This is a genomic window from Bradyrhizobium sp. sBnM-33 (genome assembly GCF_032917945.1).
In the GTDB taxonomy this organism is placed as follows: Bacteria; Pseudomonadota; Alphaproteobacteria; order Rhizobiales; family Xanthobacteraceae; genus Bradyrhizobium.
The window spans coordinates 190,001-203,093 of record NZ_CP136624.1 but is presented as its reverse complement, the minus strand read 5'-3'; the positions used below and the strand labels follow the sequence as shown (position 1 = coordinate 203,093).

General features: G+C 61.1%; 15 protein-coding genes. 8 read left to right on the top strand and 7 right to left on the bottom strand.

Annotation, left to right across the window (positions count from 1 at the left end; all coding sequences use genetic code 11):
* Positions 1–195: 195 nt before the first annotated feature.
* Both rho and hemJ read right to left on the bottom strand, forming a co-directional pair.
* On the bottom strand, positions 196–1,461 hold the full coding sequence (rho, locus tag RX328_RS00975; RefSeq protein WP_028348326.1) for a transcription termination factor Rho: 1,266 nt from the start codon (positions 1,459–1,461) through the stop codon (positions 196–198).
* 257 nt (positions 1,462–1,718) lie between these two features.
* Entirely contained in the window at positions 1,719–2,165 is a 447-nt protein-coding gene (hemJ, locus tag RX328_RS00970) for a protoporphyrinogen oxidase HemJ (RefSeq protein ID WP_213252598.1), read from the bottom strand.
* Positions 2,166–2,610: 445 nt separating this feature from the next.
* Between hemJ and RX328_RS00965 the strand changes: the two genes are divergently transcribed.
* The 4 genes from RX328_RS00965 to dnaQ are packed head-to-tail and all read left to right on the top strand — an operon-like array spanning position 2,611 to position 5,427.
* Positions 2,611–3,450: a pyruvate, water dikinase regulatory protein gene (locus tag RX328_RS00965; protein ID WP_213252597.1), complete on the top strand. Its 840-nt coding sequence runs from the start codon at positions 2,611–2,613 to the stop codon at positions 3,448–3,450.
* Between the two features lie 10 nt (positions 3,451–3,460).
* The gene (locus RX328_RS00960; protein ID WP_213252596.1) at positions 3,461–4,069 is read left to right on the top strand and encodes a Maf family protein; all 609 of its coding nucleotides are present in this window, start codon (positions 3,461–3,463) and stop codon (positions 4,067–4,069) included.
* Positions 4,070–4,096: 27 nt separating this feature from the next.
* Positions 4,097–4,696, top strand: coding sequence for a dephospho-CoA kinase (gene coaE / locus RX328_RS00955; protein WP_213252595.1), 600 nt, complete (start codon positions 4,097–4,099; stop codon positions 4,694–4,696).
* 29 nt (positions 4,697–4,725) lie between these two features.
* The gene (gene dnaQ / locus RX328_RS00950) at positions 4,726–5,427 is read left to right on the top strand and encodes a DNA polymerase III subunit epsilon (protein WP_213252594.1); all 702 of its coding nucleotides are present in this window, start codon (positions 4,726–4,728) and stop codon (positions 5,425–5,427) included.
* A gap of 23 nt (positions 5,428–5,450) precedes the next feature.
* Here dnaQ and secB read toward each other — a convergent pair whose 3' ends face one another.
* Positions 5,451–5,939, bottom strand: a complete 489-nt coding sequence (gene secB, locus RX328_RS00945) for a protein-export chaperone SecB (protein ID WP_213252593.1) — start codon at positions 5,937–5,939, stop codon at positions 5,451–5,453.
* Between the two features lie 428 nt (positions 5,940–6,367).
* Here secB and RX328_RS00940 point away from each other — a divergent pair, with 428 nt between their 5' ends.
* Genes RX328_RS00940 through RX328_RS00930 form a run of 3 tightly spaced genes read left to right on the top strand, consistent with a single transcriptional unit; the run spans position 6,368 to position 9,238 of the window.
* Positions 6,368–7,069, top strand: coding sequence for a Tim44/TimA family putative adaptor protein (locus RX328_RS00940; protein WP_213252591.1), 702 nt, complete (start codon positions 6,368–6,370; stop codon positions 7,067–7,069).
* Positions 7,047–8,645, top strand: coding sequence for a murein transglycosylase A (locus tag RX328_RS00935; protein WP_249726565.1), 1,599 nt, complete (start codon positions 7,047–7,049; stop codon positions 8,643–8,645). Before RX328_RS00940 ends, RX328_RS00935 begins: the two co-directional genes overlap by 23 nt.
* On the top strand, positions 8,642–9,238 hold the full coding sequence (locus RX328_RS00930; protein WP_213252589.1) for a Smr/MutS family protein: 597 nt from the start codon (positions 8,642–8,644) through the stop codon (positions 9,236–9,238). Before RX328_RS00935 ends, RX328_RS00930 begins: the two co-directional genes overlap by 4 nt.
* Before the next feature lie 54 nt (positions 9,239–9,292).
* Here the strand turns inward: RX328_RS00930 and hslU are convergent, their stop codons facing one another.
* From hslU to hslV, 4 genes are read right to left on the bottom strand one after another with little or no spacing between them, the layout of a single operon-like run.
* Positions 9,293–10,594 carry an ATP-dependent protease ATPase subunit HslU gene (gene hslU, locus RX328_RS00925; protein ID WP_213252587.1) on the bottom strand — a complete coding sequence of 434 codons (1,302 nt, stop codon included), beginning with the start codon at positions 10,592–10,594 and terminating at the stop codon, positions 9,293–9,295.
* 53 nt (positions 10,595–10,647) lie between these two features.
* A complete protein-coding gene (locus RX328_RS00920; RefSeq protein WP_213252586.1) occupies positions 10,648–11,259 on the bottom strand; it encodes a DUF2585 domain-containing protein in 612 nt (203 codons plus the stop codon).
* Positions 11,256–11,741, bottom strand: a complete 486-nt coding sequence (locus tag RX328_RS00915; RefSeq protein WP_213252584.1) for a GNAT family N-acetyltransferase — start codon at positions 11,739–11,741, stop codon at positions 11,256–11,258. The genes RX328_RS00920 and RX328_RS00915 overlap by 4 nt, the downstream gene beginning before the upstream one ends.
* Before the next feature lie 16 nt (positions 11,742–11,757).
* Positions 11,758–12,309, bottom strand: coding sequence for an ATP-dependent protease subunit HslV (hslV, locus tag RX328_RS00910; protein ID WP_213252583.1), 552 nt, complete (start codon positions 12,307–12,309; stop codon positions 11,758–11,760).
* A 190-nt stretch (positions 12,310–12,499) separates the two neighbouring features.
* Between hslV and hisB the strand changes: the two genes are divergently transcribed.
* Complete coding sequence (gene hisB, locus RX328_RS00905) at positions 12,500–13,093, top strand: imidazoleglycerol-phosphate dehydratase HisB (protein ID WP_213252582.1); 594 nt, start codon at positions 12,500–12,502, stop codon at positions 13,091–13,093.

Below are 13,093 nucleotides of genomic sequence, written 5' to 3'. Positions count from 1 at the left end.
GGAATGCTGCAACATCTGGCGAGGCGCCCTCACCCAAGCGCCGGACCTATATAAACTATATAAAATTCAATGCTTTAAATGGTTAACCAACCGCTAAGACCGATTTCCCATGCTGCATTCGCACCGCAGCAACGACCGCAACAAAAAAGGGCGCCCCACGGTGCGAGGCGCCCTTCCCTTGGCCTGATTGATGGCTCAGGTATTCATGGAGTCAAAGAACTCGGCGTTGTTCTTGGTGTTGCGAAGCTTGTCGAGCAGGAAGTCGATCGCGTCCATGGTGCCCATCGGATTGAGGATCCGGCGCAGCACGTACATCTTCTTCAGGAGCTGCGGATCGGTGATCAGCTCTTCCTTGCGGGTGCCGGAGCGCGAGATGTCGATCGCCGGGAAGGTCCGCTTGTCCGAGACCTTGCGGTCGAGAATCAGTTCGGAGTTACCGGTGCCCTTGAATTCTTCGAAGATGACTTCGTCCATGCGGCTGCCGGTGTCGACCAGTGCGGTCGCAATGATCGTGAGCGAACCGCCCTCCTCGATGTTGCGCGCTGCGCCGAAGAATCGCTTCGGCCGCTGCAATGCGTTGGCATCGACACCGCCGGTCAGCACCTTGCCGGATGACGGCACCACGGTGTTGTAGGCGCGGCCCAGACGCGTGATCGAGTCGAGAAGGATCACGACGTCGCGGCCGTGCTCGACCAGGCGCTTGGCTTTCTCGATCACCATCTCGGCGACCTGGACGTGGCGCACCGCCGGCTCGTCGAACGTCGACGACACTACCTCGCCCTTCACCGAGCGCTGCATGTCCGTGACTTCTTCCGGACGCTCGTCGATCAGAAGCACGATCAGATAGCACTCTGGATGATTGGCGGTGATGGAGTGCGCGATGTTCTGCATCAGCACGGTTTTGCCGGTGCGCGGCGGCGCCACGATCAGGGCGCGCTGGCCCTTGCCGATCGGGGCGACGATATCGATCACCCTTGCGGAAAGGTCTTTTCGCGTCGGGTCTTCGAGCTCGAGACGGAAGCGCTGATCCGGAAACAGCGGCGTCAAATTGTCGAAATTGACCTTGTGCTTGGACTTTTCCGGATCTTCGAAATTGAGCGTGTTGACTTTCAACAGCGCGAAATAGCGTTCGCCTTCTTTCGGGCTGCGAATATGGCCTTCGATGGTGTCACCGGTGCGAAGGCCGAAGCGGCGGATCTGCGAGGGCGAGACGTAGATATCGTCGGGGCCGGGCAGGTAGTTAGCGTCGGGCGAGCGCAGGAAGCCGAAGCCGTCGGAGAGAACCTCGACGACGCCTTCGCCGATAATGTCGATTTCCTGAATCGCGAGCTGCTTGAGAATGGCGAACATCAGCTCCTGCTTGCGCATGGTGCTGGCGTTCTCGACCCCGCTCTCTTCGGCGAACGTAACGAGCTCGGCCGGCGTTTTCGATTTGAGGTCTTGGAGTTTCATTTCCCGCATTGGGGTGGTCCTGTGGAGTGTATTTTAAGAAGGGTGCGAAGCTGGCTTTGGGAAAAGCCGGACACGAAAAATGGAAGGTCCGCAGGTCTAAGCAAGGAAAGCGCCGGTGAGGCTTCAAACCTGATGCGGCGGCCGGTCCGTTGAAGGAGCCGGAACGCAGCCACATCCGCCTGCGTGGGGTGGGATTTCGACAATATAGAAAATCGGCTGCCGCTTCGCAAGCAGGTGAGAAACCTACCGACGCATGAAAAGGCGCCCTAGAACGGCTTCACGATCACCAGGATGACAATAAAAATCATCAGGGCGGTTGGTACCTCATTGATAATACGATAGAATTTCTGACTTCTGGTATTCCGGTCGGCGGCGAAATCCCTAACCCAGCGGGAAAAAAAGCCGTGGAGACCCGACAGGATGACCACCAGCGTCAGCTTGGCGTGAAACCAGCCGGACGTGTACCAATGTCCGCTCCAGGCCATATAGAGCCCGGCTAGCCAAGCGATGATCATCGCGGGGTTGATGATCACCTTCAGCAGGCGCCATTCCATCGCTTTGAAGGTTTCGGACTGCTTCGATCCGACCTCGGCTTCGCAATGATAGACGAACAGCCGCGGCAGATAGAGCATGCCGGCCATCCACGAGATGACGGCGATCACATGCAGCGCCTTGATCCACGGATAGGCCGTGATCGTGATCCACTCGTACATTGGAGCCGCCCTGATCCCCGGAACGTTTCGATCTTCTCCAGCGTTGCGAAGAAACTCCGCCAGCATGGGACGCAAGACATATCCGCAAAGCACCGCTTCCCTAAACTAATAATTTTAGAATCTTAGGTTTGAGTCTAAGTGACGGTGATTAGGACTCATACAAAACCGTCCAGCCACTTTGCGAGGCTTGTTCACATCCATCACCAATTCGGGCCAAATACCGGATCGTCCTGATAACACCACGTGCATCAGTCGCTTGCGATGTTTTGTGGTCAGCTTATCAAGAGACAAATCCACATCTTCTCACTATCATGGTCGCGAGGCGGTGGACTTGTCCTCGCGTGAGGCCCTGTGAAGAAACCAAGGGTTTTCCCGAAGGCGACGATCCAGGGCTCGCCATCTCGGTTATGCTCCACAGGATTCACAGGAATACACAGGGGTTCTGGTGCCCACTACCGGCAACTATTTTCATCTTCATCTGGTCTCGGACTCGACTGGCGAGACGCTGATCACGGTGGCGCGCGCGGTCGCCGCGCAGTACGCCAACGTGACGGCGGTCGAACATGTCTATCCGCTGGTGCGCAGCCAGAAGCAGCTCGACCGCGTACTCGACGAGATCGAGGAAGCACCGGGCATCGTGCTTTTCACATTGCTGGAAAAGGATCTGGTCGCCCGGCTGGAAGCCAAGTGCAGAAACATCAACATACCGAGCCTCTCCATCATTGGGCCGGTGATGCAGTTGTTTGAGGCCTATCTGGGCGCGGCGACGACGGGCAGGGTAGGCGCCCAGCACGTTCTGAACGCGGAATATTTCAAGCGCATCGATGCCCTGAACTACACTATGATGCATGACGACGGGCAGCACGTCGAAGGCCTGGAAGAGGCGGATGTCGTACTCGTCGGCGTATCACGCACCTCGAAGACGCCGACGTCGATCTATCTCGCCAACCGCGGCGTCCGTACCGCGAACGTGCCGCTGGTCCCGGGCATTCCGCTGCCGCACCAACTGGAGACACTGAAAAAGCCGTTGGTCGTCAGCCTTCATGCGACGCCGGAACGGTTGATCCAGGTCCGGCAAAATCGCTTGCTGAGCATGGGCGCCGATACCCCCAACGATGATTACATCGATCGTCAGGCGGTGGCCGATGAAGTAGCCTATGCGCGAAAGCTGAGCGCCAGATTCAGTTGGGCGCAGCTCGACGTGACACGGCGTTCGATCGAGGAAACCGCCGCGGCGGTGCTAAAATTGTTCACCGATCGCCAGCGGCAGCGGCTTGCCGAGTGACGCAGCCGAGATGACCATATGGCGTGGACAATATCCGCTGATTCTCGCCTCGCAAAGCCGCGCGCGGCAGATGCTGCTTGCCAATGCCGGCATTTCGTTCGACGCTGTTCCTGCCGATATCGACGAACGATCCGTGCAGAAGAACTCAGGCCTTTCCGCACCCGGTGAAATCGCGGGCCTCTTGGCGCGCGAGAAGGCGTGGTTCGTATCGTCGAAAAATCCGGGACGTTACGTCGTCGGAGCCGATCAGACGCTGGCTTTGGGAAACCGGCTGTTCAGCAAGCCGGCTGGCCGCGCACAGGCCGCAGATCAATTGCGGCTGCTTGCCGGCCAGACGCACGAGCTGCACTCCGCCGTTGCGGTTGCCCGTGACGGCAAGCTAGTGTTTTCCGACGTGAGCATTGCCAGAATGACGATGCGGCGCTTGGGCGAGAGCGAGATCGAAGCCTATCTGGATCAGGCCGGGCAGGCGGTCACCACCAGCGTAGGCGCTTATCAGCTTGAAGGGCTAGGGGTGCATCTATTCGAACGGATCGAAGGGGACCATTTCACCATTCTCGGCCTGCCGCTGTTGCCGCTACTGGCGTTCCTGCGCGGCGAGGGTTTGCTCAATGTGTAGAATCATTACTTTGGTAACGGCGACCTGATGCGGATTCTGGGACTCACCGGCTCGATCGGGATGGGGAAATCCACCACCGCAAAACTGTTCACCGAGGCGGGCGTGCCGGTTTACGACGCCGACGCAGCCGTTCACAAAATTTATGAAGGCGAGGCGGCGCCCGCGATCGAAGCCGCGTTTCCCGGCACGACGGTGGAGGGCAAGGTCGATCGCGCCAAATTGTCCGCCAAGGTGGTGCATGACCCTGCTGCCATCAAGCGGCTCGAGCAGATCGTTCACCCAATGCTCGGCGCGTCCCGCCAGAAATTCCTCGATGAGGCCGAGCGGTCCGGCGCGCCGGTTGTCGTGATGGACATCCCGCTGTTGTTCGAAACCGGCGGCGAGAAACGCGTCGATGCGGTGGTCGTGGTCACGACCGATCCGACAACCCAACGCGAGCGAATTTTGGCGCGCGGCACCATGACATCGCAGGCGCTCGACGCCATTCTGGCGCGGCAGTTGCCCGATGCCGAAAAGCGCAAGCGCGCGGATTTCGTGGTGGATACATCGCATGGGCTGGACCCGGTGCGCGCACGGATCCGCGACATTCTGGCCGAGGTGGTTAAGATGCCGCAACGGCGAACCTGATTCGCCGAAGCTTTCGGTCTCTCACATCCATGCGCGAAATCGTTCTCGATACCGAAACCACAGGCCTCGATCCGCTGCGCGGCGATCGGCTGGTCGAAATCGGCTGCATCGAGATTTTCAACCGCATGCCGACGGGACAGACGTTTCACCGCTACATCAATCCCGAGCGCGACATGCCGGCCGAAGCCTTTGCTGTGCACGGCCTGTCGACCGAGTTCCTTGCGAGCAAGCCGCTGTTCACCGAAGTGGTCGAGGAGTTCCTGGAGTTCATCGGCGACGCGCCGCTGGTGATCCACAACGCCTCGTTCGACATCAGCTTCATCAATGCCGAGCTTGACCGCATCAAGCGGCAGCCGATCTTGCGCGATCGGTTGGTGGACACGCTGCTATTGGCGCGCCGCAAGCATCCCGGCGTGTCGAACCGGCTGGACGATCTCTGCTCGCGCTATGCGATCGACAATTCCCGCCGCACCAAGCACGGCGCGCTGCTCGACGCCGAACTCTTGGCCGAGGTCTATATCGACCTGATCGGCGCGCGGCAGTCGCAACTGATTCTGGCGTCGGAAACCCGCATCACGGTAACCAGCGGAATCGGCGATACGCCACGCCGGCAGCGCGAAATACCGCTGGCGCCGCGAATCACCGACGAAGAGCGCGAGGCCCATCGCGCCTTTATCGCTACATTGGGCGACAAGCCGATCTGGAACGATTTTCTACCGGCAGCGGTCTAGCGGCGGACGAGCCGCCGCTTGTTTTAGCTCGGCTTCGCGCCGGCAGCGGCCTGCGCCGCAGCCTGCCGCTCCATATTCTGGCGGTACAGGCCGACGAAATCGACGGGATCGAGCATCAAGGGCGGGAAGCCACCGTCGCGCACCGCGGTTGCGATGATCTCGCGCGCGAACGGGAACAACAGCCGTGGGCATTCGATCATGACCAGCGGATGAAGCTGTTCCTGCGGCACGTTGACGATGCGGAACACGCCCGCATAGGCGAGTTCGAAGCTGAACATCACCTTGCCGGCATTTTCAGCCTTGCCCTCGATCGAAAGCGTCACTTCGAACTCGTTTTGCGCGAGATTATTCGCCGAAACATTAATCTGAATGTTGATTGCCGGCTGCTGCTGTTGCGGCTGCAGCGAGGAGGGCGCGTTCGGATTCTCGAACGACAGGTCCTTGGTGTACTGGGCCAGCACGTTGAGCTGGGGAGGGGCCTGTTCGGGAGGCGCGCCGTTGCCGTTGGTCATGAAATCTCTCCTGAAGCGCTCGCGAGCGCGGCCCGGGTTCGTCTGAGAATGCGTTTTCCGGGCGAGTGGCTATCATAGCCCCGGCTCATTCCACAAGGACGACGGCTCGGCGGCAGACCTGCGCGGCCGCCAATTGTGGCGGATATGCCTAATACCGCCCCGCCAGCCGCGCGAAATGTGCCCTAAATAATTGAATGCGCGTGATTTCCGGCCACGATCGGGTTTCCCCTCGCCACCAAAACGCGCTACAATTAGCCCGCGCCAAAACGCGCCATTGGCCGGGCGCAGTTTCATGCCTACATGCTGCAGTCTCGATCGGTGATGTAATCTCTGCCGTTCTCAGGGAAATCTCATAAGAGAGCTTCTCACCAGGGAACGCTCGACCGCCGGGCCCGTTGCCGGCGTTGGAACCAGAAAGCGAATACGACGTGGATATTTACACCATCATCTTCCTGGCGCTGGCGGTCTTCATCTTCCTGCGCCTGCGCAGCGTCCTCGGACAGCGCACCGGGAGCGAACGGCCGCCCTATGATCGCGCCGCTCCCAACGTCGTCCAGCGTACGCAGGACAACAACGTCGTTCCCATGCCGGGTACCGTCATTGATCAGGCGCCGCTGGCGCCGAATGCCGATATTGCGCCGGCCGATCGCTGGAAAGGCATTGCCGAGCCGGGCACGCCGCTCGCCGCAGGCCTTGACGCCATTACCGCCCAGGACTCCTCATTCGATCCCCGACACTTTCTCTCCGGCGCTCGCAGCGCCTACGAGATGATCGTGCTGGCCTTCGCCAATGGCGACCGCCGAGCGCTGAAGGATCTCTTGTCGAGCGAAGTCTATGAGAGCTTCGAGGCCGTGATAAAGGATCGCGAGAAGCACGAGCAGAAAACCGAAACGCGGTTTGTTTCGATCGACAAGGCCGAGCTGGTGAGTGCGGAAGCCCGCGACCGCGCGGCGCAACTGACGGTTCGCTTCGTGTCGCAGATGATTTCGGTCACACGCGACAAGACCGGCGCCATTGTCGATGGCAACCCCGATAAGGTCGCCGATATCACCGATGTCTGGACTTTCGCCCGCGATACGAGTTCTCGCGATCCGAACTGGAAGCTGGTTGGCACTGGAAGCGCGGGCTAAGACGCGGAGCCTTACGGGGCTTGCGCTGGGCGTGCTCGCTTTGGCGTGCTCGATCGCACCATCGGATGCCGCAGCAGTGCGCCATTCACCTTCGCAAAAGCCTTCCCATCTGCCGCCCGTCCGTCACCTGCCATATCCACAGCTCGAACTGCCGTTTCAGATAAACGGGGGCCAGTATGCGCCCGTCGCCTGGACCGAGATCGCGGGTTGGAGCGAGGACGATCATCTCGCCGCCTACAAGGCATTTCGCACGAGTTGCAAGCCGATAGCGGCGCAGCAAAAGCCGCCGGCCGATCCAAAGGCACTCGGCACGTCGCTCCGCGATCCTTGCCGCATCGCCAGAGGCCTCGAACTATCCGATGGCGTGAAGGCGAGGGCCTTCTTCGAGGCGCACTTTCTTCCCTTGCGCATTTCGCGGCTTGGCGAAGGCGAGGGCTTTGTTACCGGCTATTACGAACCAATCGTCGACGGCTCACGGACCGAGAACGAGGTCTACAAAGTGCCGGTCTATCGCCGGCCGTCGAACCTGTTCGTCCGTGGCACCACACAGAGCTCGGCCGGCCTGCCGAACAAGGGCCAGGTGTTTCGCAAGATCGGCCGCCGCAAGCTGGTGCCTTACTACGATCGCGCCGAAATCGAGGATGGCGCGATTGCCGGCCGCGGCCTCGAAATCTGCTGGCTGAAGGACCAGACCGACCTGCTGTTCTCGCAGATCCAGGGCTCGGCGCGGGTCAGCCTCGACGACGGCTCCACCCTTCGCATCAATTACGATGCGCACAACGGCTTCCCCTATACGCCGGTCGGCCGCATCCTGATTGAGCGCAACATCATCCCCAAGGATCAGATGTCGATGCAGAAGATCCGGGACTGGATGGAGCAGAATCCCAACGAGGCCGACGAGCTGCGGCGGCAGAACAAGTCCTACGTCTTCTTCCGCGAGGTGCAGCTTTCCGATAAGGACGAGGCGGTCGGCGCCCAGGGCGTGCCGTTGACGCCGGGCCGGTCAATCGCGGTCGACAAGTCACTGCATGTCTATGGCACGCCTTTTTTCATCGAGGGCGAACTGCCGATCGAATCAGAGCGATCGAAGACATCGTTTCGCCGCCTGATGATTGCGCAGGACACCGGCTCCGCCATCGTCGGCCCCGCGCGTGCCGATCTCTACTTCGGCGCCGGCCTCGACGCCGGCAAGGTGTCCGGCCGCCTCCGCCACAATGCCCGCTTCGTGATCCTGGTGCCGAAGAGCCTTGATCCGGTGGCGCGTGGCCGCAAGATGCCGGTGCCGGACGAGCGGCCGTCGGCGATGATCGCAAAACTGTTCCCGCAAACCGATCCGTTGAAGGATGCGTCCAAGGATCCGAAGAATGCCGGAAAGCCGTCCGATGTTACGGCGGCGACCAACGCCAGGCCCGCGATGCAGGCGACGACATCGTCTGCAGCCGGGCCCTCGCCAGCCCCAGCCGTCCAGGCTGCCGTAGCAGAGCCAGTACCGCTTCCAGAACCGCGGCCGAACGTTGAAGCGGTTTCGGCAAAGCCACAGCCGCGTCATCTGCGCCGATATCGCCATCATCGATGAAACGCCGGTCGCCGAGTTTGATTCCCGACCTGCCGGAGCCGCCGCGCCGCAAGCGCGGCCTGAGTGAAGAGGAGCGCGCGCTGTGGGAGAGCGTCGCCAAGCAGGTCAAGCCGTTGCGCAAGCGGCACCGCGTCTCGAAGCCGTCGGCTGCTCCAGCGGAAGCCGAGCACAAAATCGCTCAGAAACCCGCCGCTTCACCGAGGCATGTGGCGCCGTCGCGAATGGTTGCGCCTTCAAAGCCAGAACCCCCGCCGCTGGCGCCGATCGGCCGTCGCGAGCGGTCGCATCTGTCGCGTGGTCGCAAGGAGATCGATGCAAGGCTCGACCTGCACGGCATGACGCAGACACGCGCGCATCGCGCGCTGTTCGGCTTCCTGCAGCGCGCCCATCATGACGGGCTGAGCTTCGTGCTCGTCATCACCGGCAAGGGCAAGGTGGGTGCTGACTCCGAGCGCGGTGTGCTGCGCCGTCAGGTGCCGCAATGGCTTGGACTACCGGAATTCCGCGCGCTGGTGGTCGGTTTCGAGGAAGCTCATATCGGCCATGGTGGCGAGGGTGCCCTGTATGTGCGGGTGCGACGGGCGCGTTTCTAATCTCGCTTGAGCGTTTTGCAGCGAAAGCTTGCCCCGAACGGCGGACGTTGCCGGCTACAAAATAAACCGGCTCAGATCCGAGTTCTTGGCGAGGTCGCCGATATGCTTCTGCACATAGTCGGCATCGACCTTGATGGTCTCGCCATGGCGGTCCGGCGCGGCGAATGAAATCTCGTCGAGCACGCGTTCCATCACTGTCTGCAGCCGCCGCGCGCCGATGTTTTCGACCGTCGAATTGACGGCGACGGCGATATCTGCCAGCGCATCGATCGCGCCATCGGTGATATCGAGCGTCACGCCCTCTGTCTGCATCAGTGCGACATATTGCTTGATCAGCGACGCTTCCGGCTCGGTCAGGATGCGGCGCATGTCGTCGCGGGTCAGTGCTTCCAGTTCGACGCGGATCGGCAGGCGGCCCTGCAATTCCGGCAACAGATCCGAGGGCTTGGCGATATGAAACGCGCCCGAGGCGATGAACAGGATGTGGTCGGTCTTGACCGCGCCGTGCTTGGTCGTGACGGTCGTTCCTTCGATCAGCGGCAGCAGGTCACGCTGCACGCCTTCGCGCGAGACGTCGCCGCCAAGACGGTTTTCGCGCACGCAGATCTTGTCGATCTCGTCGAGGAACACGATGCCGTTGTTCTCGACCGCCGCGATCGCTTCCAGCACGAGCTGATCATTATCGAGCAGCTTGTCGGACTCTTCGTTGACGAGAATCTCGTGCGAGCCTTCAACCGTCAGCCGGCGGGTCTTGGTTCGCCCACCAAGTTTGCCAAAAATGTCGCCGATCGAGATCGCGCCCATCTGCGCGCCCGGCATCCCCGGAATCTCAAACATCGGCATGCCGCCCGAGGATTGAGTCTCGATCTCGATTTCCTTGTCATTGAGCTCGCCGGCGCGCAGTTTCTTGCGGAAGGAATCGCGGGTTGCCGGGCTGGAGGCCGGTCCGACCAGCGCGTCCAGCACGCGTTCCTCGGCGGCCAGTTGCGCGCGGGCCTGCACATCCTTGCGCTTGCGCTCGCGCACCTGCACGATTGCGACCTCGACGAGGTCGCGGATGATCTGCTCGACGTCGCGGCCGACATAACCGACTTCGGTGAATTTCGTAGCTTCGACTTTGATGAAAGGCGCGCCGGCCAATTTCGCCAGCCGTCGCGCAATCTCGGTCTTGCCGACGCCGGTCGGCCCGATCATCAGGATGTTTTTCGGCAGCACTTCTTCGCGCAAGTTGCCGGTGAGCTTCAGCCGTCGCCAGCGATTGCGCAGCGCAATCGATACCGCGCGCTTGGCGTCGGCTTGGCCGACGATGAAGCGGTCGAGTTCGGAGACGATTTCACGGGGAGAAAAGTCGGTCATAGGTCCCTAGGTAGGTGTCCAATGTTGCGAGAGCAAGCGGGTACGCGAGGCTGCTAAATGATCGGCGGGCCACCCTGCCACAGCTTGATCGTCTCGAAGGGGTGAATCAGCATGATAATGTTGAGCGTCAGATTGTCGCGAATATGGAGCGTCATCACCAGCTCGAACAACATCGCAAGAGCGACGGTGACTGCCACGGGAAGTTTCCTCGCCAGCAGAAAGCCACCGATCATGAAGAGCATATCGGAAATCGAATTGATGATGGTATCGCCAAAGTAATCCAGCGAGATCGTCCCGGCGCGGTAGCGGTTGATGATCCAGTCGGAATTCTCGACCAGTTCCCAGCCGCCTTCGACCAAGATGGCGAGCATCAGGCGGCCCTGCCAGGCCAAGCGCGGGAACGCGACGACGGCCGCGCCGTAGAACAGGAAGCCGTGCAGGATATGCGATAGCGAATACCAGTCGGCGATGTGCTGGGAGTTCTCCGAACTCAGCACGACGCCATGCCAGAGCTTGACGTAACCGCAGGCACAGATCGGCAGGCGCCCCATCCCGTACAGGATGGCAGCTTGCGCTGCGAGGATGCCGGCTGCGATCAACGTCCAATGCCACGGCGAAAGCACACGGATGACCGGAGCGTTGTCGAGACTGCTGGTGGAGGTCATACGTTGCGGACCATCAATAAGGCGGGACCATCAGGAGTATCGACCATACCAGCTTTTTCAAAGCCCGCCTTCGCATAGGCACGTACAGCCCGGGCGTTGTCCGGATCGGGATCAGTGACGATGCGTGGCGCGCCGCGCCTCAACCGGTCCTCGACGAAGGCCCGGATGAACGCCGAACCATGGCCACGCCCGATCATGCCCGGCTCGCCGATGAAAAGGTCGATGCCGCGGGTGCCGCGCGGATGTTCGCCAAAGCCCGAATTCCACGCCGTCAGCTCATAGCACTGCAGGTAGCCGAAATCGTTACTTCCCGCCGAGACGATGAACTGATCCATCGCCGGTTCATCGAGATCGCCGCTGACCAGTTCATATTGTTCAGAGGGATCGCCCCACCATTCGCGCACATGCGGCCGCGCGAGCCACTGCCGGATCAACGGCAGGTCGGCCACAATCATCGGGCGGAAGACATATTCCGGCGCCATGGACCGGCGGCTCCCCTCAGAGCGTTTCGATCGTGACGTTCCGGTTGGTGTAGACGCAGATGTCGGCGGCGATATCGAGCGCGCGGCGCACGATGGTTTCGGCGTCCTTTTCGGTGTCGACAAGCGCGCGGGCGGCCGCCAGGGCATAGTTGCCGCCGGAGCCGATCGCCATCACACCCGCTTCCGGCTCCAGCACGTCGCCGGTGCCAGTCAGCACCAGCGAGACGTCCTTGTCGGCGACGATCATCATCGCTTCCAGCCGGCGCAGATAGCGGTCGGTTCGCCAGTCCTTGGCCAGTTCGACCGCCGCGCGGGTCAATTGCCCGGGGTATTGCTCAAGCTTGCCCTCCAGCCGCTCGAACAGGGTAAAGGCGTCGGCGGTGGCACCGGCGAAGCCGCCGATCACGTCGCCCTTGCCGATTTTCCGGACCTTTTTGGCGTTGGCCTTGATGACGGTCTGGCCGATCGAGACCTGGCCGTCGCCGCCGATTACCACCTTGCCGCCCTTGCGGACCGTCAAAATCGTGGTGCCGTGCCAGATCGGCAGGTTGTTTTCAGATGCTTGCATGAATTGTCCTCGTTCCCGTCAGATTTAGGGGTTGAGGGGAGGGGTTACAATCGCGCCGTTTCACCCCGAATCCGGTCACCATGGGCCGAAGTTCAGCCCTTCAAACGTCATCCCGCAGTAGCGAAGGTGATATCCGCCTGTTAAAAGAGCCGCGTTTTCGGCCCCAAGCGGCCCAAGGGAAGCAGTTTTCATGCGCACAGCGTCCATCAAGCGCAAGACCAAGGAAACCGACATCGAGGTCGCGGTAAACCTCGACGGCACGGGCGTGTCCGAGGTTTCGACCGGCATCGGCTTTTTCGATCATATGCTCGATCTCCTGGCCCGGCATTCCCGCATCGATATCACGGTGAAGGCGGATGGCGACCTCCATGTCGACCACCACCACACCACCGAGGACGTCGGCATCGCGCTGGGCCAAGCCGTCAAGCAGGCGCTCGGCACGATGGCCGGCATCACCCGCTATGCCTCGATCCACATGCCGATGGATGAGACGCTGTCGCGCGTCGTGATCGATATTTCGGGCCGGCCGGTGCTGGTGTTCAAGGTCGATTTTCCGCGCGACAAGGTCGGTCAGTTCGACACCGAGCTGGTGCGCGAATGGTTCAACGCCTTCACCATCAACGCCGGCGTGACTTTGCACGTCGAGACCCTATATGGCGAGAACAGCCATCATATCGCCGAATCCTGTTTCAAGGGTCTGGCGAGGGCGCTCCGTGCCGCTGTTGCGATCGATCCGCGCGCGGCGGGCGAAGTGCCTTCCACCAAGGGTCAGCTCGGCGGCTGA

Excerpts from the sequence above, each read along its gene's own strand:
- hslV (WP_213252583.1), bottom strand. The coding sequence starts at position 12,309 with ATGCAAGCATCTGAAAACAACCTGCCGATCTGGCACGGCACCACGATT.
- RX328_RS00960 (WP_213252596.1), top strand. The coding sequence starts at position 3,461 with ATGACCATATGGCGTGGACAATATCCGCTGATTCTCGCCTCGCAAAGC.
- dnaQ (WP_213252594.1), top strand. The coding sequence starts at position 4,726 with ATGCGCGAAATCGTTCTCGATACCGAAACCACAGGCCTCGATCCGCTG.
- hemJ (WP_213252598.1), bottom strand. The coding sequence starts at position 2,165 with ATGTACGAGTGGATCACGATCACGGCCTATCCGTGGATCAAGGCGCTG.
- RX328_RS00920 (WP_213252586.1), bottom strand. The coding sequence starts at position 11,259 with ATGACCTCCACCAGCAGTCTCGACAACGCTCCGGTCATCCGTGTGCTT.
- RX328_RS00915 (WP_213252584.1), bottom strand. The coding sequence starts at position 11,741 with ATGGCGCCGGAATATGTCTTCCGCCCGATGATTGTGGCCGACCTGCCG.
- hslU (WP_213252587.1), bottom strand. The coding sequence starts at position 10,594 with ATGACCGACTTTTCTCCCCGTGAAATCGTCTCCGAACTCGACCGCTTC.
- RX328_RS00930 (WP_213252589.1), top strand. The coding sequence starts at position 8,642 with ATGAAACGCCGGTCGCCGAGTTTGATTCCCGACCTGCCGGAGCCGCCG.
- coaE (WP_213252595.1), top strand. The coding sequence starts at position 4,097 with ATGCGGATTCTGGGACTCACCGGCTCGATCGGGATGGGGAAATCCACC.
- rho (WP_028348326.1), bottom strand. The coding sequence starts at position 1,461 with ATGCGGGAAATGAAACTCCAAGACCTCAAATCGAAAACGCCGGCCGAG.
- secB (WP_213252593.1), bottom strand. The coding sequence starts at position 5,939 with ATGACCAACGGCAACGGCGCGCCTCCCGAACAGGCCCCTCCCCAGCTC.
- hisB (WP_213252582.1), top strand. The coding sequence starts at position 12,500 with ATGCGCACAGCGTCCATCAAGCGCAAGACCAAGGAAACCGACATCGAG.